The organism is Arthrobacter sp. B10-11, from assembly GCF_033142195.1.
In the GTDB taxonomy this organism is placed as follows: Bacteria; Actinomycetota; Actinomycetes; order Actinomycetales; family Micrococcaceae; genus Arthrobacter; species Arthrobacter oryzae_C.
Genome location: NZ_JAWMTH010000001.1, coordinates 1,003,405 through 1,025,460, shown reverse-complemented (window position 1 = coordinate 1,025,460; position 22,056 = coordinate 1,003,405). Strand labels below are relative to the sequence as shown.

General features: G+C 57.6%; 20 protein-coding genes. 4 read left to right on the top strand and 16 right to left on the bottom strand.

Annotated features, from left to right (window positions below):
• From paaD to RW112_RS04780, 3 genes are read left to right on the top strand one after another with little or no spacing between them, the layout of a single operon-like run.
• Entirely contained in the window at window positions 1-552 is a 552-nt protein-coding gene (gene paaD, locus RW112_RS04790) for a 1,2-phenylacetyl-CoA epoxidase subunit PaaD (RefSeq protein WP_317780630.1), read from the top strand.
• A gap of 15 nt (window positions 553-567) precedes the next feature.
• Window positions 568-1,794 carry a 1,2-phenylacetyl-CoA epoxidase subunit PaaE gene (paaE, locus tag RW112_RS04785; RefSeq protein ID WP_317780629.1) on the top strand — a complete coding sequence of 409 codons (1,227 nt, stop codon included), beginning with the start codon at window positions 568-570 and terminating at the stop codon, window positions 1,792-1,794.
• Between the two features lie 41 nt (window positions 1,795-1,835).
• Window positions 1,836-2,618 (top strand): enoyl-CoA hydratase/isomerase family protein, encoded by a 783-nt coding sequence (locus RW112_RS04780; RefSeq protein ID WP_317780628.1) that lies wholly within the window; start codon window positions 1,836-1,838, stop codon window positions 2,616-2,618.
• Between the two features lie 44 nt (window positions 2,619-2,662).
• Here RW112_RS04780 and RW112_RS04775 read toward each other — a convergent pair whose 3' ends face one another.
• Window positions 2,663-3,583 carry a hypothetical protein gene (locus RW112_RS04775; protein ID WP_317780627.1) on the bottom strand — a complete coding sequence of 307 codons (921 nt, stop codon included), beginning with the start codon at window positions 3,581-3,583 and terminating at the stop codon, window positions 2,663-2,665.
• A 177-nt stretch (window positions 3,584-3,760) separates the two neighbouring features.
• Here RW112_RS04775 and galU point away from each other — a divergent pair, with 177 nt between their 5' ends.
• Window positions 3,761-4,654, top strand: coding sequence for a UTP--glucose-1-phosphate uridylyltransferase GalU (gene galU, locus RW112_RS04770; RefSeq protein WP_317780626.1), 894 nt, complete (start codon window positions 3,761-3,763; stop codon window positions 4,652-4,654).
• Window positions 4,655-4,660: 6 nt separating this feature from the next.
• Here the strand turns inward: galU and RW112_RS04765 are convergent, their stop codons facing one another.
• From RW112_RS04765 to RW112_RS04695, 15 genes are all read right to left on the bottom strand, one after another.
• Window positions 4,661-5,083, bottom strand: coding sequence for a VanZ family protein (locus RW112_RS04765; protein ID WP_317780832.1), 423 nt, complete (start codon window positions 5,081-5,083; stop codon window positions 4,661-4,663).
• Window positions 5,084-5,409: 326 nt separating this feature from the next.
• Window positions 5,410-6,009: an LPXTG cell wall anchor domain-containing protein gene (locus tag RW112_RS04760; RefSeq protein ID WP_317780625.1), complete on the bottom strand. Its 600-nt coding sequence runs from the start codon at window positions 6,007-6,009 to the stop codon at window positions 5,410-5,412.
• 172 nt (window positions 6,010-6,181) lie between these two features.
• On the bottom strand, window positions 6,182-7,375 hold the full coding sequence (locus RW112_RS04755) for a DUF4012 domain-containing protein (protein WP_317780831.1): 1,194 nt from the start codon (window positions 7,373-7,375) through the stop codon (window positions 6,182-6,184).
• A 689-nt stretch (window positions 7,376-8,064) separates the two neighbouring features.
• Window positions 8,065-9,378 carry a UDP-glucose/GDP-mannose dehydrogenase family protein gene (locus tag RW112_RS04750; RefSeq protein ID WP_317780624.1) on the bottom strand — a complete coding sequence of 438 codons (1,314 nt, stop codon included), beginning with the start codon at window positions 9,376-9,378 and terminating at the stop codon, window positions 8,065-8,067.
• 63 nt (window positions 9,379-9,441) lie between these two features.
• Window positions 9,442-10,920: a sugar transferase gene (locus RW112_RS04745; RefSeq protein WP_317780623.1), complete on the bottom strand. Its 1,479-nt coding sequence runs from the start codon at window positions 10,918-10,920 to the stop codon at window positions 9,442-9,444.
• Window positions 10,921-11,211: 291 nt separating this feature from the next.
• Complete coding sequence (locus RW112_RS04740; RefSeq protein ID WP_317780622.1) at window positions 11,212-12,066, bottom strand: glycosyltransferase; 855 nt, start codon at window positions 12,064-12,066, stop codon at window positions 11,212-11,214.
• On the bottom strand, window positions 12,063-12,671 hold the full coding sequence (locus tag RW112_RS04735; RefSeq protein WP_317780830.1) for a glycosyltransferase: 609 nt from the start codon (window positions 12,669-12,671) through the stop codon (window positions 12,063-12,065). Before RW112_RS04735 ends, RW112_RS04740 begins: the two co-directional genes overlap by 4 nt.
• Before the next feature lie 403 nt (window positions 12,672-13,074).
• Entirely contained in the window at window positions 13,075-13,893 is an 819-nt protein-coding gene (locus RW112_RS04730) for a glycosyltransferase family 2 protein (RefSeq protein ID WP_317780621.1), read from the bottom strand.
• Entirely contained in the window at window positions 13,890-15,164 is a 1,275-nt protein-coding gene (locus tag RW112_RS04725; protein WP_317780620.1) for an oligosaccharide flippase family protein, read from the bottom strand. Before RW112_RS04725 ends, RW112_RS04730 begins: the two co-directional genes overlap by 4 nt.
• Window positions 15,161-16,204, bottom strand: a complete 1,044-nt coding sequence (locus RW112_RS04720) for a hypothetical protein (protein ID WP_317780619.1) — start codon at window positions 16,202-16,204, stop codon at window positions 15,161-15,163. The genes RW112_RS04725 and RW112_RS04720 overlap by 4 nt, the downstream gene beginning before the upstream one ends.
• Window positions 16,205-16,621: 417 nt before the next feature.
• The gene (locus RW112_RS04715; RefSeq protein ID WP_317780618.1) at window positions 16,622-17,167 is read right to left on the bottom strand and encodes an acyltransferase; all 546 of its coding nucleotides are present in this window, start codon (window positions 17,165-17,167) and stop codon (window positions 16,622-16,624) included.
• Between the two features lie 40 nt (window positions 17,168-17,207).
• Window positions 17,208-18,365, bottom strand: a complete 1,158-nt coding sequence (locus tag RW112_RS04710) for a glycosyltransferase (RefSeq protein WP_317780617.1) — start codon at window positions 18,363-18,365, stop codon at window positions 17,208-17,210.
• Window positions 18,366-18,372: 7 nt separating this feature from the next.
• A complete protein-coding gene (locus RW112_RS04705; protein ID WP_317780616.1) occupies window positions 18,373-19,530 on the bottom strand; it encodes a glycosyltransferase in 1,158 nt (385 codons plus the stop codon).
• A 278-nt stretch (window positions 19,531-19,808) separates the two neighbouring features.
• A complete protein-coding gene (locus RW112_RS04700) occupies window positions 19,809-21,293 on the bottom strand; it encodes a polysaccharide biosynthesis tyrosine autokinase (protein ID WP_317780615.1) in 1,485 nt (494 codons plus the stop codon).
• A gap of 261 nt (window positions 21,294-21,554) precedes the next feature.
• The gene (locus RW112_RS04695; RefSeq protein WP_011693023.1) at window positions 21,555-22,019 is read right to left on the bottom strand and encodes an Lrp/AsnC family transcriptional regulator; all 465 of its coding nucleotides are present in this window, start codon (window positions 22,017-22,019) and stop codon (window positions 21,555-21,557) included.
• Window positions 22,020-22,056: the final 37 nt, after the last annotated feature.

Genomic DNA, 22,056 nt, shown 5'->3' with positions numbered 1-22,056 from the left:
ATGTACGTCAGCCACCCCACCGCTGAGAGCGACCGCAAGGAAGCGAAAACTCCCGAGCAGAAGGCCTGGGACCTGGCCGCCACGGTGTGCGATCCCGAGATCCCGGTGCTCACCATTGCTGATCTGGGCATCCTGCGGGACGTGAAATTGTTCGACGACGGCGGCATGGTGCCTGCCGTGCAGGTCACCATCACGCCCACGTACTCGGGCTGCCCGGCCATGGACGCCATCCGCGATGACCTCAACGCGGTGTTCGCCAAGGAGGGCTACCCCAACGTGCACGTGGAGCTGGTGCTCAGCCCCGCGTGGACCACGGACTGGATGACGGAGTCCGGCAAGGCCAAGCTCCAGGAATACGGCATCGCGCCGCCCACGGGCCGCTCCGATGCCGCACGGCATGCCGGGCCCGTCCGCCTGAGCATGGCCGTCAAATGCCCGCAGTGTTCATCGTTGAACACCAAGGAACTCACCCGCTTCGGTTCCACCTCCTGCAAGGCGCTGTACGTCTGCCAGGACTGCAAGGAACCGTTCGACTACTTCAAAGTTTTGTAAGGAACAGGTGCTCCCATGACTGTTGTCCGCCAGACCGCCGCCGAACAGGCCACGGCCACCGGCCGCCGTCGTGCGTCCTTCCACACGCTGACTGTGGCGGAAGTCCGCCGGCTCACCGATGACGCGATCGAGGTGACGTTCGCCGTTCCCGCGGAGCTGGCGGGCCAGTACGACTACCTGCCGGGCCAGTACGTGGCCCTGCGCACCACCATGCCGGATGAGAACGGCGAGCCGCACGAGGTGCGCCGCAGCTACTCCATCTGCGCCGAGCCGCGCAGCTTCGCGGACGGCAGCAGCGAGATCCGGGTGGCCATCAAGAAGGACCTGGGCGGGCTGTTCTCCACGTGGGCCAACGCCGAGCTGAAGGCCGGCGACCAGCTGGACGTGATGAGCCCCATGGGCGCGTTCATCTCCAAGCACGGCCGGGATGGCAAAACCGTTGAGCAGAACGTCATGAACTCCATGAACCACCCGGAAGACCTGGCGGGGGAGCCCGGCAGCTTCGTGGCCATCGCCGCGGGGTCCGGCATCACCCCGGTGATCGCCATTGCGCGCACGCTGCTGGCGGCCAACCCGGAGACCCGCTTCGACCTGATCTACGCCAACAAGGCCGCCATGGACGTGATGTTCCTGGAGGAGCTGGCGGACCTGAAGGACAAGTACCCGTCGCGCCTGGCCCTGCACCACGTGCTGTCCCGCGAGCAGCGCATCGCGCCGCTGCTGAGCGGAAGGATCGACGCCGAGAAGCTCCAGGCGCTGCTGGGCACCGCCATCCACGCGGACGATGTGGACGAGTGGTTCCTCTGCGGGCCGTTCGAGCTGGTGCAACTGTGCCGGGACACCCTGGCCGCCCGTGGCGTGGAGCCCGAGCATGTGCGCTTCGAGCTGTTCACGTCCGGCAAGCCGGACCGCCCCGAGGGCAACATCGGCCGGCCGGTGATCGCGGACGAATCCAAGGAGACCTACAAGATCACGTTCAAGCTGGACGGCCTCGAGGGCAAGGTGGAAAGCCCCACCCATGCGCGTGAATCCATCCTCAACGCCGCCCTGCGCGTGCGCCCCGACGTGCCGTTCGCGTGTGCCGGGGGAGTGTGCGGCACCTGCCGCGCCAAGGTGGTCACGGGCAAGGTGACTATGGACGAGAACTACGCCCTGGAGCAGGATGAACTGGACAAGGGCTACGTGCTCACCTGCCAGTCCCACCCCACCACCCCGGACGTCACGGTCGACTTCGACGTCTAAGCTTTCCAACCCCGGCTGTCACGGCCACGAACAGGAGCCCCATGATCTCCCTCTCCATCGCCAACGGCATCGCCGAGGTTGTCCTTGATGCCCCGCAGAAGCTGAACTCACTGGACGAGCAGGCGCTGAAGGATTTAACCCAAGCGTACGACGACGCCGCTGCCGCCGCCTCGCGCGGCGAGGTGCGGGCGCTGCTGCTCAGGGGAGAGGGACGCGCCTTCTGCGCGGGCCGGGACATTGCCGGCGTGACGCCGGAGACGGACGACGTCCAGGGCTACCTGGGCGGGCTGCTGCAGCCGCTGCTGAAGAAGATGACGGACTTTCCTGCGCCCACGTTCGCGGCGGCGCAGGGCGCCTGCCTGGGCGTGGGGCTGGGCCTGCTGCTGGCCACGGACGTGGTCTATGTGGCGGAGGACGCCAAGTTCGGCTCGCCGTTCGCCAAGCTGGGTGCCACGCTGGATTCCGGCGGGCACTGGTACTTCACCGAGCGGCTGGGCATGCACCGGACCCTGGACCTGATCTACACGGCGGAGCTGATGAGCGGCTCCGAAGCGGTGGCGCAGGGCATGTTCAGCCGGGCCATGCCCAAGGACGAGCTGCTGGAAAACACCCGCGGCATCGTGGCGAAGGTTGCCACGGGTGCCACGGGTGCGTTCAACGCCAGCAAGGACCTGGTGGCCCACATCCGCGACCAGCGCCTGGGCCTCTGGGAGGCCATGGAAGAGGAGAACGCGGAGCAAGCCCGGCTCTGCAAGTCCGAGGACTACTCGGAGGGCTTCAAGGCGTTCCAGGAGAAGCGGACGCCAGTCTTCAAGGGGGCGTAGTTCAAGGGCCGCTGATTCAGCTCCGTTGATCGAGCCCTGCGGAACTAAACTGCCGGATCGTCCACCATGGTGACGCTGTCCGTCAGTTCCATCCAGAGGTCGGATTCCGTGGGCATGTTGGCGGGGCAGGCGAGGTCGAGCTCCATGAGGCCGTTTGAGGACGCCACGGCGCGCACCGCCAGCCGGACCACCAAGTCCACGTCGCTCTTGTTCTTGAACCGGAGTTCGGCTTCCTGCAGTTCGATCACGTGGCCGTCCGCGTTCCGGAGCTTGGCGTAGAGCGAGTCAGCGTCGGTCACTACCGTGACGGGTGAGCCGACGGCTTTCTTGATGCCCTCGATTTCTCCCTCCATGGAGGCCTTTGTTGCCTCTTCGTCGCTGATGGCACCGCTGGCCGGCAGGATGGCCTGGTGCGTGGTGAAGAGGCAGGGGTTCTCGCTGCTGCGGTACTGGGTGGTGCCGTCCTTTGTTTGCGACACCGTCCAGCCGGCAGGCATCTGCACGGACCAGAGGGGCGGGGACGTGAAGTCGGCGTCCTGGAAGATATACAGGTCTTCATCCACGGTGGCTGCGGCCGATGAGTCGTCGGTGGTGGCTTCCTCGGTGCTCGCTTCGGCGGAGTCTGAACTGCCGGAGGTCTCCGTGGGTGCCGGAACCGCTTCGCGCTCTTTGCCTGACGCGAGGCCGCCCAGAACCATCACGCCGGCCACGGCCAGGACGGCCACGGCACCGACGCCGCTGGCAACCCATCCCCAGACGGGGAAGCCGCGCTTGGGCGGCTTCTGGCCGAACTGCCCGGGTTCGGCGTAGGGAGGCTGGCTGTACTGGCCCTGCCCGGGATCGCCGTAGGGCGGCTGGCCGAAGTTGTACTGGTCCGCGCGCGGGGGATAGGGCGGCTGCCCGTAGGCCGGCTGGTCCTGGTAGCCGGGCTGGTTCTGCTGGCCGGGCTGCTGTTCGTTATTCAAAATGTCCCCCAATATTCGTGAAAGCTGCACCAGAAGTATGTCGTGGACGCGAATGGCCCGCGATGGGGAGGGGTACCCATCGTTACGCTGGGAGGAATTGTAAAAGTGCTACTCGCGCGGGCGCTTAATGTTGGCCACCGATTGCGGGATTACGCCAGGGATTTATATGGTTCAGCTATGACTTTGGGGAAAACAGTAAAAAAGGCCGTCATTCCTGCTGCCGGTTTGGGAACCCGCTTCCTGCCCGCCACCAAGGCAATGCCGAAGGAAATGCTGCCGGTAGTAGACCAGCCCGCGATCCAGTACGTAGTGGAAGAAGCCGTCAAGGCGGGCCTGGATGATCTCCTGATGATCACCGGCCGCTCCAAGCGCGCTCTGGAGGACCACTTCGACCGCGCACCGGCCCTGGAGCGCACCTTGGAGCTCAAGGGCGACTTGGAGCGCCTGGAGGCCGTCCAGCACGCGTCCAGCCTGGCGCCGCTGCACTACCTGCGCCAGGGTGACCCGAAGGGCCTGGGCCACGCGGTGCTGTGCGCCCGCCAGCACGTGGGGGACGAACCGTTCGCAGTCCTGTTGGGCGACGACCTCATCGACGCACGGGACGAGCTGCTCAGCACCATGATCGATGTGCAGGCCAAGACCGGCGGTTCCGTGATCGCCCTGATCGAGGTGGATCCGTCCCAAATCAGCGCCTATGGCTGCGCGGACATCACGCCCGTGGACGGGGAGGACTACTTCCAGGTAAACAGCCTGGTGGAGAAGCCGTCCGTGGACGAGGCGCCGTCCAATCTGGCCGTCATTGGCCGCTATGTGCTGCACTCTGCCGTTTTCGACGTTCTCGAGGAGACCGAGCCGGGCCGCGGCGGAGAGATCCAGCTGACGGACGCCCTGCAGACCCTGGCCACCACCGAGGGCGAAGGCGGCGGGGTTTACGGTGTGGTTTTCCGTGGCCGGCGCTACGACACCGGAGACAAGCTCAGCTACATCAAGGCCGTCATTTCTATTGCTTCCGAGCGTGTGGACTTCGGCGAAGACCTGAAGGCGTGGATGAAGGAATTCGTGAACGAGTAGGTCAGTTCACAAACTGTTTTTCGACAGGCTCAACGTCACTTGGCGTTGAGCCTGTCGGCGCTTAAGCTCCCGAACACCGGCCCGGGCACCGATTGCGCCTATGACACAGCCAACGGTATTTGTGACAAGATCCAATGGGCTCGCGAAACGTTCGTAAAGAAAAAGTTGCTGCCCGAGCTCCATGCAGCACGAGACCAGGAGTCCGCCGGTGCCAACATGCCAAAGTTGCTTAGCTGGAAAGGCTAATGAAGCCACTGTTCCCAGAGGTATGAAGAGGATGACGTTGGCCGTAGCCTCAATGAGGTAATAGTTCACCCAGCCGGGGACACCCAAATGACGGATGACTAGGAGGAACCCCGCGAGTTCGCCTTGGACGGGTTTGTCGACCGGGCTGGGCCAGAAGGCCACCAGCGCCAGCGGCACCAGCATGGCCACAAGGACTGTCCTCCAAAGAGGCGGCCGATCCCAGCGCTTCAAGAAGGCCTCAGGACGTCCGGAGAAGTGCCAGGGCTGCCACTCCCAGCGCCGCGATGGCTAGCAGGCCTAGCAACAAGTAGGGGAGTGCCTGCGGAGGGGGAAGAGGTACAGCGAAGCTGAACTGCCTGCGTGGTATGCGCCAATGTCTCCCCATAACTCTTATGAATACCACAAAGGTCAGAAGCCTGCCCTGCGGATTCCCGTTAAAAGCAGAGGGTGGGTGGTTCTCCGGTTTCCCGGAGAACCACCCACCCTCTTTGGTGTTTGTTGGCTTAGCCTTACGCTGCGGCCTCAGCCTTGGCGCGGCGGCGAACTACAACTACCGAGGTTGCGCCCGCAGCCAGTGCGCCTGCGCCCACGAGGGACCACAGAACCAGGCTGGCGTCGGCGCCGGTGTTGGCGAGGGCAGCGCCGGTGTTTGCCAGCGGAGCACCGCCGGTGTTTGCCAGGCCAGCCGGAGCCACAACTACAACCGTGACAGGACCAACGGTGCGGCCGGAGGCTCCGGTTGCGGTCAGCGAGTAGGTGCCTGCTTCGCTGATGGTCAGCGGCACAGCGAAAGCACCGTTAGCGTCAGCCGTGGCTGCGAAGGTCTGCGGTGCCAGCGGCAGGGTGATTTTGCCGGAGACGGTGCGGCTGCCGTTGGCGACGCTTGCACCGGTAGCTGCAGGTGAGCTGCCCGGGTTCACGGAGATGGTGAGTCCTTCGCCGGCGAGGAAGCCCTGGCCGCGGAAGACGAACTGCTCGCCGGGGCCCACGGTGCCATCGGAAACGGCTGCCTGAGGCGGGAGCGGCGGGTAGTTGGCAGCCATTGAAGGAGCTGCGCCAATAAGTGTGATGGAACCTGCGAGTGCAATTGCTGCAAGTGTTTTCTTCATGAGTCCCCCTGAGACCGTAAATACGATGTGTCACGTGATTGGTGGAGATTTCCGAGACCGTCGAGTGACCGTAGGTTGAAATCTCATTTGCTGTGCCCGAGTCAACGGTAACATCCCGTGACGGGTGTTACCAAAGTGAATCAAGTCGCTTTACATACTGTTAACGCGATGTCTACCTCCCCGGAACGCACTCGGCCGGTTGCGTGGTCAAGACCACGTCTTTGACAGGCTGGACAGTCGGTGTGACAACTAAGTTAGGTTCTGCGTGCTGAACAATCTTTCCGAAAGTAAGTTCCACGGTGCTGCTTTCGCCGGGTGCCAGCGTCACAGTCACGGATCCAACGGGCCGGTTGCTGTGCCTATTTGCAGCGAAGTCCGTTTTCTCTCCGTCAACCAAGACTGTCTCGATGTAAGCTTGGACGGGACCATATGCGATCACGTTTGTCTGGACGGTGCCGGGCGCGATTCCAAAAATTCCGCCTCCGGTCACATATTCTGGCAAGGAAGTCGCAGCGTCTGCCGGTGCGGTATTGGTGCTTGTGACGCGGACTTTGATCTGCCCGTATTCGTCTCCGGTGCATTCCTCAACGAGCTGCACTGTCCGCTTCACGTAGTAGTCCATCTTCGCGCCTGTGCCGTCGTTGAAGTAGACGCCGAACTGGGCGGGAGAGACGCTAGGGCCGGCGATTGAGCCGCTGAGGGGATACTTCGTCATGATGACCTGCTCACTGGCCAAGCCGGACCACAGGAGTACTCGTCCCTCAGAAGTTCCGCGGGTGATCCCCTCAACCAAACCTCTTGCGTCTGCCTTACCGCTCGAGAGTTCTTTGAAGATTTCTTGGGCGACTCCGGCAAAGTAAGCATCTTGGAGCCTCGGCTGTTGAATGTTCTGATAAACATCCGAAAGCAACGTTGGCACAACATTTTTCCCGTTCAGTTCAGTGGGTAAACCCCCACCAGCTATCGCGAGGAGTTCCGGGCTTTTAACTTTGACCGGGCCTGTTGCGTCCAGTAGGTAGCCGAGTGCCACCGGGTCGACTGAGATCACGCCATCAACGCGCTGGCCAGTTTTTCTCTCCCACATGGCTTGGGCAGTGGAAGCCGAAGTGGGGAAATCTGGGGTGAGGTTGACGTCCTGCATGTATTTACCGAGGCGTCCCGAATAGATCTGCTGCTGTTCGGCGTCAACAGAAACTGTCGGTCGCATGACTCCAACGTCGCCGGCGCTGCTTTGTGCGCCCAGTGAGAGTTTCCCTTGGTCGAGCGTAAGAACGGCAAGGGCACCCGGAATGCCGCCGGAGGCGCGGACTTCCGCGCTGTTCTGAATCATGAGCAAATAGTTTCGAGGGCCTTGGGCGCCCAACATAGCGGGGGCAACTCTTGAGGCATCGGCCGAAGCGTCCAGTGCTCCGGTAACCGCTTCGAGTTGCTGGCGAGCGCGGGCCAGTGGTTCGGCGACCTGGGGCCATAAACTGCCTGCATCGATCCGGTCCAGGCGATCCGCGGATACGCGAACGGCATGAGCCGCGGACACAACACTAGGAGAGGCGTCTTGGAGGCCGCCCAAATCCGTCCCTGAGCTACTCGGCATTAGGCTGTCCCAGTTGAGGGACTCGAATGCACCTACCAGCGGGGCTACACCAAGGGCAGCGACGTCATCGGCTGAACGAGCAACCTCAGCCACTGCGCTGAAGTTGGGGCCCAGACCGGGTGATACTGACGCTATGGTCCAGATCGGGTCTCCGACGGCTTCGCGTGCCGCTTGAGTATGCGAGCGGAGCCGTTCAACTGTCGTGGAGGCCTGTTCGGGCTTATTGTCAGCCATATCCGCCTTAAGAACAGGTATTAGCTGAGCCGCTGCTTCAAGTTCGTTCTTGACAATATTCGCTCTGGAACCCAACCATGCACCAGCGGCCAGTAGCAGCAGTCCAACCGATGCAAGAACGGCAGCCGAGATTAGAAGCAGACGGCGCCGCCTGGTTCTGGCCTGGTCATTGGGCCGACTTGGGCTCCTCCTGACGGCATGGTTTTGCTCGTCGTCCACGTGATCCATCGTCAGGGGCGTCCCAACCCGCGATACGTCCAACCAGCGGAACGCCACTTTTCAGGATTCAATGTGTTGCGGCCATCGAGGATGCGAAGAGACGAAACACGTCCGCCGACTTCGAATGGGTCGAGGTTCTGGTACTCCTTCCACTCAGTAAGAAGGAGGAGGACGTCGGCTTTTTCGACCGAAGCGTTCGTGTCTGAGTCGTAGTGCAGCTCCGGGAATCTTTTTGCGGCGTTTGGCAGCGCCTTGGGATCTGTCACTGTGACTACTGCCCCCTGGAGCTGGAGCTGAGCCGCAATACTGAGCGCGGGGGAGTCTCTAACGTCATCGCTTTCCGGCTTGAACGCAGCGCCAAGTACTGTGACGCGCTTGCCTAAAAGTGTGCCGTCGCACAGCTCTCTTGTCAGTTCCACCACGCGTGTACGCCGTCGCATGTTGATTGAGTCAACTTCGCGGAGGAAGGTCAGCGCTTGGTCAGCACCCAGTTCGCCGGCCCGCGCCATGAAGGCCCGAATATCCTTCGGCAAGCAACCTCCGCCGAACCCGATACCCGCATTAAGGAATTTCCTGCCAATACGGTCGTCCATGCCAATAGCATCCGCAAGGCGAGTCACGTCGGCGCCGGCGGCTTCACAGAGTTCAGCCATCGCGTTGATAAAGGAGATCTTGGTGGCCAGAAATGAGTTTGCCGCAGTTTTGACCAACTCTGCGGTCGGGTGGTCGGTGACTAACCTTGGCGTTCCGGATGACAGCGGAACGGAGTACACGTCATCGAGGACGCTGACAGCCTGGTGCTCCTCAGAGCCATTGGCAACGCCATAGACGAAGCGATCAGGATGTAGAGTGTCCGCTACCGCATGGCCCTCCCTTAGAAACTCGGGGTTCCAAACGAGATGGGCACCCGGTTCTTGGGCTAGGACTAGGTCGGATAGCCGGGCCGCCGTGCCTACAGGAACTGTCGATTTTCCTACGACTATGTCCCCTGGAGCTATGTGCGGCAGCAACCCAACGGTTGCCGCGTCAACGTAAGTTAAGTCAGCGCCGTTCTCGCCCTTCTTCTGCGGTGTCCCCACGCAGATAAAGTGGACATTACTTCCTGCCGCGGAGGCCATATCCGTCGTGAAGGACAGACGACCGGTCGATTGTACTTCTTCGAGGAGTTCTTCGAGCCCGGGTTCATAGAAAGGAGCTTTCGCCGCAGAGAGAGCAGCAATCTTTTGCTCGTCAACATCGATTCCTACAACGTCATGTCCAAGTTTGGCCATGCAGGCGGCATGGACGGCTCCGAGATATCCACAGCCGATTACTGATATGCGCATTGAGTTGCCTTCCCCATAGAGAGCTAGCGGCGATAGGCCGCAGATAGTGAACGGTGATCAGGATCAGACCGCGCCGGTGCTTGCAAATACCGCTTTGAAAGTCTTGAAGAGTATTACCACATCACCCATGAGCGACCAGTTCTCCACGTAGTAGAGATCGAGCCGGATGCTTTCCTCCCAGCTGAGGTTGGAGCGTCCGCTGACCTGCCACAGCCCACTCATACCTGGGCTTACATACAGCCGTCTGTGAGCTGCGTCGTCATAAAGTGCAACTTCGCCCTCGCGCTGGGGTCTCGGCCCCACGAGGCTCATACTCCCGCCCAAGACATTGAGCAGTTGGGGCAGTTCGTCTAGCGAATATTTACGCAGGACTCTACCCAACGGCGTGATGCGCGGATCGTTCTCAATTTTGAAAAGAGGTTTGTCTGTAGACCCTTGCGCCTCCAGAAGTGCCCGGAGTTGCGAATCCGCATCGACTTTCATTGAACGGAATTTCAGCATATGGAAAGTTGTCCCACGTAGGCCAATTCTTTCTTGCCGATAGAAGACGGGGCCGGAGTCAGTGAATCGAATAAGGACAGCTAGGGTGATGAACACCGGTGCGAGTAAGGCGACCAGCAGCCCCGCTATCGTGATGTCAAAGGCGCGCTTGGCCACTTTCTTGCCGCCCGTTAATTTGGGCGTTGAAACATGGATCAGCGGCAGTCCTGCCACCGGCTGGGTGTGGATTCGTGGTCCCGCTACATCAGTGAGTGCTGGGGCCAAGATCATGCCGATGTCTCTTGCGGCCAATTCCCAACCAAGCCGTCGAAGATCCTGTGGATGCATGTTTACGCCCGCAGATATCGCTACTGCATCTACGTTTGTGTCTAGAATGACGGAAAGAATGGATTGGAAGTCGGTTTCGACTCCAGTTACTGGGACTGACGACCCGGGCACTCGTCCGGTGTCAGTCATTGCTCCAGGAAGGTGTGCAGCCACCGGCAAATACCCTGCCTCAGGTGCGCTTCTCAGCGATTGAACAAGATGGGCTGCAGAAAACGGACCACCAATAATCAGGACTCGAGAGCTACTCTTGCCGTGTTTCCGCTCAAGGCTCAGGTGCTGCCTAACCAGCCAACGGGCAGCAAGAAGACCCATGGCACCTGCCGGAAAGGCTAGACCTACGAATCCGCGAGCCGTGTCGATTCGCAGAGCGTATGAAAATACGGCTACAAAACCAAACAGCCATGCCGAGCTGGCGATAACCCTCTTGTACTCCTCAGAACCAGATCCAAGGACCCTGGCTTCCCTTGATCCCCAAAATTCCAGCATCGTCCACCAGGCAAGGGCCAATGCCACAGACAGAACGAGGTAGTCGACCTCCCGCGACGTACCAGGGTTGATATCAGAGAAACCGAATCGAACGCCGAACGCCCCCGCGACAGCCCATATAATGACGCCAGCATCTATAAACCGAAGCCGGGTACGATACCTCCGCTTCCACGTATTGTGACCGTGAAGCGTTTCTTCCTTTACCCCCGTGTGCACAATACTCAGCATCCGGCCTGATGACCGACGGCTATGGCCATGACGTTCATCACAATGGGTACAACTCTCAAACACCGATTTGCAGGCATCAGCATCGTTTCTTTCTGATGGTACGGGATTCCTGGGATGAGCCAGAACCAAATGACTTACTCTGAACGAGCCTCGTCCAAGGTCCACATGATATTGCCATCCGTTGAGATCCGTGAATTGAAGTCATAACGCACGCGTAGGTTGTCTCGGTCTGCAACAGCTTGAGGAAGAACAAGAAGCTGGTTGTCACCAAAGCGACCGTCAAGAAATCCATTATCTGCGTGTATCTAGTCGGAGCACACGATTCCAGATTCCTTCTGTGAACTGCTTGAGGCTTGCAGTTCGCGGACGATAAACGTCTTTCGTCACGATAAGCCCTAATCGCCACAGAGCGTCGATCGTTCCTTCGAGCTTGGAGTAGTGTTTTGTGGTGAACTGAACGTGTGCTATGGACCGCTCGACATTGCTCCATCGTTTGGTTGTTCCCAAAGAACTAGCGCCGCCGGGCGTCGTCACGCGTACACGATTGCTGACCCCGATCTTCCCGCCGGCCTCACTGAGCCTCTTGTGTAGGTCGATTTCTTCGCAGAACATGAAGAACGATTCGTCGAATCCTCCGAGTTTCTCAAACCAGTTTCTTTGGATCACCATGCAGCATCCACTGACGGAATCAGCCCGGAATGCCTCACCCTGTCGTTCGGCCGACGATGAGCGTCTGCGCCACGGAGGCGCAGCCATTCCGTGCCATGACTGTTGAAGAACCCCCTCTTCATCAACCACATTGGGGCCGATGCATTGAAAGCCATACTGTTGCGCGTCTGCAACTAGATTCTCAATGTCTCCAAGGGTCACTCGGACATCGGGATTTACCATCGCAATCCATTCGGAGTCAGAATACTGTGATCCGACATTTGAAGCAGATCCGTATCCCACGTTGTTGGGAAGGCTCACAAAAACTGAGCCGAGTTCGTCAACTGACCTCCGAGTCCTTTCTGCATCCGATGACCCCGAGTCAACTACTACCACCCGGCCAGATGCCGCCTCACGTCCGTTAAGGAGGTTTCGGAGGAACGACGAAATCAGGTGAGCCGAGTTATATGTCACCGTAACTATCAGGGTGTCGTTCATTGCATCCCCGCCAGTGCCACCGAAGCCACTTCTCTCCAATCGGTGACTTTTACGTTCGTAAGGTTCCACTGCGAAGCCTGCCTGCGGAAATCAGCATCGTGGAGAAGCGATTCGATGGAGCAGGCCATTTCAGGCACGGACAGGGCGTCGAAGACCTGGTGTTTGGGGGTATTCAAATATATATTTCCGAGATTGCCGCTTGTGCTCACGGCCGACGGCACTCCGGCTGCAGCCACATCGAGCGCGGGTATGCACAGTCCTTCATAAAGGGATGGTTGAATGTAGCCCCAGCAACCATTCAAAAGATCGAGGTATTCATCGTCGCTAAGGCCAGACGTGACTTTTATTGAATCCGCCTTCATGGATGAAGACACGGCATCCAGTAATGATTTAGTTTCCTCTCCGGGTCTACCGCAAATAACTAACATAAAGTCTTGGGTGTCTGCACGACTCCATGCTTCAACCAAGCGTACGAGATTCTTGTGAGGTTCCTGAACGGCTATGCACAGTAGGTACCTTGCTTCGTCTCGGGGAGACCAGTTGAGGGTGTGAATTGCCTGGATCGGCAGAGCCTCTACCCGATTAGATATTCCGGCCACAGCCATTTCGTCAGCTGTGAATTTAGAGACTGCCAACGCGTGACGCGACTGAGCAGCCAGTCGAGTTGTGGCACCAATGCTCGATCGCCCGGGATAAATCGCTGGCGATCGAAAAAATCCGATGTCATGGAACAAGGGAACGGCGGGAACCACACTCACGATTGGTCTAGTCTGGCGGGGGATTAAGATACGGTTTGCGCCGGCACGCGCAGCAGCCAAGGGGAGGCCCCCATGCATGAACAGGCGCCGAGAAACGGGGAGATCGCAGGGATCTTGGTGGCCTGCCACTAGGAAGTCGACTACGCCTTCTTGGCTTAGCTGTCGAAATCCGTCTGCCATGCCGGCCGCAATGTCGCGGACTCCGGATGGTTTGGCCGCCAGAACGCGACCGTCCATCAAAATTCTCATCCTATTTTCCCTGTCTCGCGTGATAGATGTCGGCCGCCCAGTCGGTTGCATCCGCTACGAGAGCGGCCAGGACTCCGCGGTGACCGAACCATTTCTGGGCATACCGGCGCCGACTGATTCGGCTCTGACGTCGGAGGAACCGTGACGTCTTTCGTCCGTGGCCTTGGTCGTGGACTGCGGTCAACGACCCGTTGACCGCAACTCCCCACCCGGCGCTCGACGCCCTGCGACAGATATCGACATCCTCGAAGTATAGAAAAAATTCCTCCGCAAAACCGTTCAGTTGTTCAAAGGCTTCTCGCCTCCAAAGCATGGAGGCACCGCAAATCCAATCTACGTCAGTGAGCCTTGCATTGTGCTTGGCATCGACGAAATACCGCATCGCTATGCTCTTCGGTGTAGGGAAGTCGCGGGCGGATGAAACCGCTTTGCCGTCGGGAGTTGTTAGCACGGGTCCTACAGTTCCCAGCGTCGGATCTTCCACTAGATTTCTGCTCAACCCCTTGAGGACCTGCTCCGTCAGGTATACGTCGGGATTGAGGATAAGGATGAGATCGTGTGGATTGCTTTGGTGGGACGCCCCAAGATTCATTGATTTCCCGAACCCTGGGTTCGAATCGCTTCGCAGAACAGACAGACTGCAACCCCAATCCTGTCGTTCGGCGATATCCGCCGAGTCATCCTTTGAGTCGTTGTCAACAATTGTGACCGACCTAATCTCGTCAATACTTCGGAGGCTTGACGCTAAGCGGGGGAGGTAGGTCGCTGAGTTATATGTAACTACGACGACGTCAATTCCGCTACGAGATAACTGAGTCATGCGGATCCTTTCAATATCAAAACTATCCGTTTCGGCGAGATGAAAATATATCGCCACAACGATTGTCTGCATACATGTTTTCTGGAGAGGAATAGCAGGGCGCTAAAACTGACTATGTTTCCCGCTAAGTTTGCCCACGCCGCCGAAAGAGTGCCAAATTGTGGAACCATAAATATGACAATTGTTGCAGTCGTGGCGAGCGCCGTGACTTCCCCGAAGAAAGGCAAGCCAGGTCTGCCTGCACCTACGAGCGACTGCGTCATGACTACAATCCCGGCCAAAGGGATTTGGGCAGCAAGAAGAACCACCATCACAGGCATGGCCGGTAAGAAGCTGGAGCCTAAGACGACGTTAACTAGTATCGGCAGTGCGAAGATTACAAGTCCGGCCATCAACGCTGTGATGGCCATCGTTGCTGCCATGGTCTGCGGAACGACATTCACCTCGCCGCGCGCAACACGGTTCCGCGTCGGCATGGCCACTGAATTAGAAACGGCTGTCAGTACGGCAGCTAGGGTGGTCGCGACTGCGTAGTAGCCCAATTGCTCTTTTGTTGTCATTGCGGTGAGAAGGAGGAGGTCAATTCGCTGATTCAATAGGGCGATCGCCCCAGAGGGCCAGCCCTTGAATCCGAATGTTAGCGCCGCGGTGAAACCTGTCTTCGTCAACCTCGCAAAGGGCCATGATGCCCTGCGTGTTAGTGGGAATAACAGTCCGACCACCGTCGATGCGATAAGAAGGGCCCCCACTGCCCCCGGGGAAGCTCCAGGAACAGACAGTAAAGCCAGTCCGACAACGGCGATTGCCTGCGGGAGAAGCTTTGCCGTAGACACTGTCTTCCACCAGCCGGCACCGACTGCGATTGACATGAGGCAATATCCAAAGGTGGTGATGGGCGTTAAACACGCGTATGCGAGGAGCAGATACCATGCTGCCGTCCCAATTGGTGCCAAGATTTGGGCAACCCACAGATATGGAAGCACAGTGACGACCCCCACGGACAGACCAAGGACTCCTGCTGTGAGCGAGAGCCGTCTAAGATCGCGGCCCTTAGCAGCCTCGCGTGCAAAATAGTCGGGAAGGCCGATGCAGAGGAGCATAGCGGCCATTCCTGCCGGGACGATCGCGGTGGCCAATTCTCCGCGGCCTACGGGGCCCAAAAGCCTGGCCTGAAGTGCTGCGGATATGAGACCAAGCCCGAGACTTGAAAAGTTAGACAACACAAGGACCGCTGTAGGACGTTTTAGCTGCTGGAGCAATCCTGTTGTCAATTCAACGCTCCAGCGCGAGCAGGACGAGCGTTGACGGTTTGACTAACGGCCAGGCCACCTAGACACAGGAGCGCGGTTAGTCCAGACACTGTCGAGACAAAAGGTACGGTCATGCTCAAGACGCCGATCGCCCCCAAAGATCCAAAAAGCACTCGTGTGAGAATGTTTGGTTGTGCCCAATTACGACAGAAAGTGAACACAAATCCTCCTGTGAACAAGACCAACCCGACTATTCCAGTCTTGAGAATGAGATTGTTGTAGACATTGTGAGTAAGGTCCTTGACTTCGTGAACCAGTCCGTCGGTAAACGATACAAACGAACCAGGGCCGGTTCCGACTGCTAAAACTAGCGGTTCATCTTCATAAATAATTGCCATAGTTTCCGCTTCAGCTACGCGATACTGAGCCGAGTTCTGTCCAATTCTCTCAGTCAAGTTGAACCTTGACCCAACATCGGCGTTACCGTTCTGCGAACCGCCCCCACTGAGAGCAACAAATCCACTACCGAGAAGGAGAGCAATGATAATTACTCTTTTCGCGAGTGAAATGTAATGCCAGTTCGAAAGCAGAACCAACAATATTCCAGCAACTGAGGCTATGACGATACTAAGAGTCTGACTGACGAGTATCTCGCCTAACAATAGTGCAAATGATAGCCATCGACTCCTCAGGAATAAAGGAGCTCTATTGAACACCAAGAGAACGGCTAGTACTGGCATGAGGATCTCCCCACCAGGGCGTACGTCTTGAGCAGCTCCAGCCGCAATATTGACTAGGGGATAGCTTCCTGGGCCAAGAAGGCTTAGCCGCGCCATGCTCCAAGCGACGACTGCAATCAAGCAGGCAGCGTAGGCCGAATAGCAGATCAATCTGATGAGGGTGGTGCTACCGCGCCGGGAGGCAATCATCCAAATGGGAATCAACAGGACATAGGCGGAAAGGATCCTCAAATCAATGAGTGGAGAGCCAAACGTAAGATTACCGGCCTGAGGGATGAACGTGCGAAGCAACAACCAGATTGGCCATGCAAGCAGTGGCATCCAGTCAGCGAGACGGGATGGACGCTGGGGGCTTTCGGCCTTTCTTGGAATGCGGCTGGAAGCAGCGAGTGCCAGGAGAACCAGCAAATCTACTTCAGTTACCGTGAACCCAGCGATCGTACTTTGAAGTAGCTTTGCATTTGGTCTCACAAGAAGGATCCAAGAAATGGAAACTATAGTTGCGGTCGTAGGCATGAGTAGAGCGAACAGAGCAGCACATGCGACAGCGGCCAATGCGAGTACAGAGCCTTGGTACACAGCCAGGGTTACGACGAGCATCACCGCAAGAGCGACCAAGAATCCGGACTTATCAGCTATGGATGCTAGTCGTGGGCGTGTGGGACTAAACGGCAGCATGTTTCACCAGTTTCGATGGAAGGCGGATATAACCTACTTCGACCGGCAACCCAAAAATCTTCACTGAAATAGGGCTTTTTTCGTCGTCTGGAGCGTGTACTGCACGCGGGGTCGTGCTTTTACAGATTTTGCGGGTATTCCGAAGGCTATAGTCCATGCGGCTATGTCCTTGGTGACTACGGCGCCAGCTCCAATTACGGCGCCCTCACCGATTGTAACTCCCGGAAGTATAGTCACCCGGCTTCCGATAAAGGCATAATCATTGATGACGACTGGGCCCCCGATTTGTCCAAAGTCATCTGCGAAAACGTCATGCTCCGCTGTCCAAATCCGAACTTCCGAGGCTATGTTGACGTTAGACCCAATATGTATTCCGTTTCGACCGTCTAGGAATGCATGGTCACCAACGATTGAGCTTTCCCCTATGCTGATGCCCTTGAGTCCAAAGAAGCGTGCGCGCCAGTAAATAATTGAACTCTGAGGTAGGCGAATGCCGAGGCCGCGCCTATAGAAAGCATTGCGAAGCGCATGACTTGGAACGTTCCCCAATAAAGTTGCCAACCACAAAAGTCCCCAATATTTAATGTGACTTAGTTTTTCTCTCATTGCTATAACTTTCAGAGTCGAAGACGAAGGGGAGGGGTATTCAGCCACGGGCGTCAGAAGTGGCAGCACCGTTAGCAAGTAGGGTCGACACCAGCTCGCGTGCTTCGTTTCCTCTTCCTGACCAACTATTTTCGCGAGCGAGGCGGACCCTCTCGCTCCGGATATCGTCAGTGGTGAGAGCAAGCCCGTCTCGAACCGCTTCGACGAAATGCGCCCTTGATTGGGCTACGTCCACATGTCCGTCCCTGGGAATGACACTCGGTACGGGAGTGGAAACGACTCGGAGCCCCGCCGCTAAGTACTCGTAGACCTTTAGTGGGCTCACGCCTCGCGTGTATGAGTTAAGTTCATAGGGAATGAGGCCTACCGTGCTGCCGGCCATGAGCTCCGACAATGACTGAAGATTCAACATGCCGTGATACTCAGCTCCCATGGAGACCAGTTCTTGGAGCAGAGCGTCGGCATCCCCACCGCCTTGGGCGACGGGCCCAGCAAGGTGCAGGTCCACTCCGGCAGCCATCAAATCACGAAGTAACTGGAAATCGATCTTCTTCGAGGTGAGGTTACCCGCGAATACAGCCGACGGAGACCTTGAAGGCTGCAGCGCTGACGTAGCGCCGATAATGGTTTCGGCATCTGCAACGTTAGGCCAATAGATCGGGTCGCGAAAACCTTGCTGGACCAGGTGCTCTAGGACAACCTCACTGCTTGCGGCTGCCTGCACCCCAGCCGCAGCAAGCCGTCGTTCATGCCGATCTACTAACTCGTTATCGATCCCGGGAAATTTCCCCAAGAGATCAACGCAGTGGTAAACAGCGACATCGGCGAGTTCTTCGAGGCCATAAGTAACCGGTGAATAGGTCCAGAATACTCTTTGAGTGTCGCATCTTGTCCACTCCAAAACTTCTTTCCTTAGCAAAAGTTTTCGGTTGATGTGAAATAGCGGGTCACTATGAAGGGGGACTACTAAAGGGGCGACGACTTGGACGTTTGATGGTATATCTCGTTGTGAGGGGGCCGGATTGTTCGTGTTTCCGGTGAGTCTGGTCCAGGCTCGACGGAAATCACGAATCGACAGCTCGGGGCGGCGAAGTCCTAGAGACTCGATGAATAGGATATCGAAGGACTTGGACAGTTCCCCCGTCATGTAGTGCTGATTGGTAGCGATGGGCTGATTCCAGTCGGCTGTTCCAAGCACAAGGATCCTAGGACTGTTCATTGTTTCCTCCGTATGAGAAAGAGTTCATTTCGTCGCATCTTCCTGTCCGCCAGCTCAGAATCCTAGAGATGAACGCCGCTTCAGAGAGGGAAGAGGCCTCACGACTTGCCCGTTCCATGTTTTTAGACAAAGCCAACTGGACGGCCGCCTGCACTTCATTCGAGTTATTATGAGGGGGCAACGTCGCCCCGCCCCCTAGAAGACGAACGCTTTCTACAGCGCCGCCAATTGGATTGACCAGCACAGGTGTGCCGAGTGCCATTGCTTCGACGGGCATTATTCCGAAATCTTCAATTGGTGGAAAAACGAAAAGCATGGCTTTTTGATACAGAGCATAAAGCAGTTCGTCGGACGGGCTGTGAACAAAGTGCACGGGTACCGCCGCTTCGGAGGCCTTCGCTCGTAAGTATGACTCTTCAGGCCCGCCACCGGCCAACACGACTGGGACTTGGCAGGCTGAGCCCACTTCGATGACCCGGTCAAGGTTCTTATATGCCACGAATCTCGAAGCCCCCAGGATGAACTCGTTCGGCAACTCATCCAGAATGGCGGACTCCGAGTCCGAGAGTCGGTCGGTCCAGTCCTCTACAGAACGCAGTTTCTCAATTCGAACTGGTGGGTATATAACCTGAGATGGCTGCGCCCACGTATTCTCGATTCGACGTTGCACAAATTGACTGTTAGCTGCGAATAGGGGGCCCTCGGATGCAATTTTTTTGTCCAAATGCTGAAATAATGGTGCCACTGCGCGAACCAAGGGATGATTGCCGCGTTTGTCCAGATCGGCGGCCCAAATATAACGGGCAGGAGTATGAACATAAACATGAATCGGAATTGTCGCCCTTAATTTCCTCGATCCAACATGGTGCGCAAATGCGTGGGAGCTAACCAGAACTGATTCGTACTTGGATATGTCAACGGTGCGCCATGTGCTCGGCATCAATGCCAGCGCAGCGGCCTTGCTTCGTCGTAAGGGAGACCTGGCCATCCAGGTTTCACGCACATTCCTACCCGGAAATCTATCGGTTGCCTCATTCCACAAGCAATAGATATCATCATTCGGGAGTGCGCGGGCCATCACGTCAAGAACATTCTCGGATCCTCCGTGCTGAGATATCCATTCGTGAACGATCAGGCCGGTCATACCTTGTACCTAGATTCGCGGTTGAACCGGGCAGGCGAATTATCTGTCATATTTCTGGGTGCTGTAAAACTTTTCAATATGTATCTTCCCCCGTGTTACGTGACGTCTAGCTGGTCCCAGAATGAGGGCGACCGGAACTGTTTCCAGCCGGATCTGGGCCTGGTCGTTCATTCAAGTGACGAGATATTGTGCCGAAATAAAAAAGATGAAGGCGCCAGCGGGTCTTATTCTCTGAACCGAAAAAAGTTAAGCGGGACTGCCTGAAATTCCTGTGTCAGTTACTGCTCAAGCCTCTGCCTTGGGAAAACATGTTGGTCTCGTCCCTGAAACTGGCCCGCGTCGGCATCGTTGTTGTGAGGAATGACAACTTGTGCGGAGTCCATTTGTCGGCGGGAGCGCGGCGCCTGGGTGGATTGCTCGCTGTTGTAGTAACTGTATGCATACGCGTCAGGACCTTTTATCGGCAGTCGGTTGAGGACGATGCCTAACAGCTTCGCCCCCACCAAGTCGAGCGAGCCGAGCGACTTCTCCAGATCCTGTTGCTTAATTCTTTGTGATCCGACTATCACTACAACACCGCCAACGTGCTGGGAGAGGACGGCCGCATCCGTTACCGGCAACAGGGGCGGTGCATCAATTACAACAGTGTCAAATGTGTCTTCGAGTCGCTCGATTAGACGCTGCATTTCCGCCGATCCGAGCAGTTCACTGGGATTGGGCGGAATTTGACCCGACGCCAGCACATAGAGGCTGTCGTCGCCCCACGGTTGCAGTAAGTCATTAACGTCAGCGGATCCAACCAAAGCCGTAGTCAGCCCAATTGATCGATCCAGACCCAGATACTCGCTTACCATTGGTCGTCGGAGGTCCGCATCAACCAAGCAGACTGTTTGCCCAGCCTGAGCCAGGGCTATGGCAAGATTGGTAGCCGTGGTGCTCTTGCCCTCGCCAGGGAGCGAAGATGTCAGTAGAACAGACCTTGCCCTGCCGGTGACGTTGGCGAACTGAAGGTTAGTTCGAAGTTGGCGGAACGATTCTGCCCTAGGGCTCTGCTGAGGGGTTTGCGTCAGAAGTGGTTTCTTGACCGAATCGGGGTCGAACGCGATCCCGCCGAGGACTGGAGCATTGCTAATGCGGCGAACGTCAGCTTCTCCGCGAATCCGATTGTCCATAGTCGACCGCAGTATGGCCATGCCAATTCCCGCAGCAAGACCGACGACAAGCCCGAGGATCAAGTTGAGTCTTGTGTTCGGTGCTGACGGAGACGTCGGAGCTGTGGCCGGAGTGATTATGGAAAGGTTCACCGGTGACGTCCCGCCGGTTTTGGGCTTCTCAAGGCCGTCCACGGCAGATATGAGGCTATTCGCAATGGCCTGGGCCGTGGCAGCAGCCTGAGCGGGAGAAGAGTCTTCGACCGATATATTGATCAACACGGTGTTTAAGTCCGTGCTGGCTGTAACCCGCGAGGCAAGTTGCTCGGCTGAGACTTCGAGTCCAAGGCTGTCGATTGCCGGCTGAAGAACCACCGGGGTTGAGACAGTCTTTACATAAGATTGGACACGGGCTTGACTGAAATTGTTGCCTTGCTGCAGCTCGGTTACGGAGCCTGAACTCTGAATCGCCACAAAAAGCTGCGTCTGAGCAGTGTATGTCGGTTTGACCAGCACAGATGCCGCACCCCCCCCGAGGATTCCAGCCAAAGTTAGTGCGACTACTAGAACCCAATTGCGACGAAAAATGCGCAGATAGTCGTGTAGGTCCAAACCCGGGTCCCCCTGTGTTGGTCGCTGGAGGCAGCCGAGAGGCACGCCACCAGAACGGCAATATTCATGCGGTCTCTGTAATTCTACCTGTCAACCGTTTCGCCGAGATTTCGCACGTAATACGCTCGTCTAGGTGAACATTTGGTGCGCAACGAATGATGGAGCCAAGACTCCGCTGTGCTTCGGAGCCGCACGTCCACGTCTGGTTTTTCGTGGGCCGTTTCCGACGAGTCTCGCTGTTGCTAGATCGGGAACACGCGATTACCTCGTATCAACGTCCTCAAACACCAGAAACGTCTGCGTATCCAGCACCCCGGGCATGGACTGCAACTGGTCGAAGATCACCCGTCGCAGATCCACGTTGTCCACGGCACGGACCAGCAGAATGACGTCGAAGTCGCCGCCCACTAGGGCGATGTGGTGAACCTCCGGAATGGCCCGCAGCAGTTCACGCAGCTCGCGCCAGGAATGCTGCCTTACTTTGAGCGTGACGTACGCGGAGGATTTGAGCCCCGCCTTAATAGGGTCAACAAGTGCTGTGAACTTGGTCAGCACGCCCTCACCGGTCAGCCGGGCGATCCGGGTATAGGCGTGCGCCCGTGAGATATGGACGTTTTCCGCCACCTGCGTCACGGACATCCTCCCGTCCCGGGTCAGCTCCGCGATGATGTTCCGGTCCACGTCGTCCAGCGGCACCGGTACCTGGTCCGCTTCAGTTTCTGCCATTTGTCCACAACTCCTGCCGGTAACCCAGCTCACACTA

What these genes read in the sequence shown, in the direction of transcription:
- RW112_RS04715 (WP_317780618.1), bottom strand. Translation starts at nt 17,167, where the DNA reads ATGAGAGAAAAACTAAGTCACATTAAATATTGGGGACTTTTGTGGTTG.
- RW112_RS04705 (WP_317780616.1), bottom strand. Translation starts at nt 19,530, where the DNA reads ATGACCGGCCTGATCGTTCACGAATGGATATCTCAGCACGGAGGATCC.
- RW112_RS04765 (WP_317780832.1), bottom strand. Translation starts at nt 5,083, where the DNA reads ATGCTGGTGCCGCTGGCGCTGGTGGCCTTCTGGCCCAGCCCGGTCGAC.
- paaE (WP_317780629.1), top strand. Translation starts at nt 568, where the DNA reads ATGACTGTTGTCCGCCAGACCGCCGCCGAACAGGCCACGGCCACCGGC.
- RW112_RS04740 (WP_317780622.1), bottom strand. Translation starts at nt 12,066, where the DNA reads ATGAACGACACCCTGATAGTTACGGTGACATATAACTCGGCTCACCTG.
- paaD (WP_317780630.1), top strand. Translation starts at nt 1, where the DNA reads ATGTACGTCAGCCACCCCACCGCTGAGAGCGACCGCAAGGAAGCGAAA.
- RW112_RS04695 (WP_011693023.1), bottom strand. Translation starts at nt 22,019, where the DNA reads ATGGCAGAAACTGAAGCGGACCAGGTACCGGTGCCGCTGGACGACGTG.
- RW112_RS04755 (WP_317780831.1), bottom strand. Translation starts at nt 7,375, where the DNA reads ATGTTGGGCGCCCAAGGCCCTCGAAACTATTTGCTCATGATTCAGAAC.
- RW112_RS04750 (WP_317780624.1), bottom strand. Translation starts at nt 9,378, where the DNA reads ATGCGCATATCAGTAATCGGCTGTGGATATCTCGGAGCCGTCCATGCC.
- RW112_RS04730 (WP_317780621.1), bottom strand. Translation starts at nt 13,893, where the DNA reads ATGACTCAGTTATCTCGTAGCGGAATTGACGTCGTCGTAGTTACATAT.
- RW112_RS04760 (WP_317780625.1), bottom strand. Translation starts at nt 6,009, where the DNA reads ATGAAGAAAACACTTGCAGCAATTGCACTCGCAGGTTCCATCACACTT.
- RW112_RS04745 (WP_317780623.1), bottom strand. Translation starts at nt 10,920, where the DNA reads ATGCTGAGTATTGTGCACACGGGGGTAAAGGAAGAAACGCTTCACGGT.
- RW112_RS04735 (WP_317780830.1), bottom strand. Translation starts at nt 12,671, where the DNA reads ATGGCTGTGGCCGGAATATCTAATCGGGTAGAGGCTCTGCCGATCCAG.
- RW112_RS04780 (WP_317780628.1), top strand. Translation starts at nt 1,836, where the DNA reads ATGATCTCCCTCTCCATCGCCAACGGCATCGCCGAGGTTGTCCTTGAT.
- galU (WP_317780626.1), top strand. Translation starts at nt 3,761, where the DNA reads ATGACTTTGGGGAAAACAGTAAAAAAGGCCGTCATTCCTGCTGCCGGT.
- RW112_RS04720 (WP_317780619.1), bottom strand. Translation starts at nt 16,204, where the DNA reads ATGCCACTGCTTGCATGGCCAATCTGGTTGTTGCTTCGCACGTTCATC.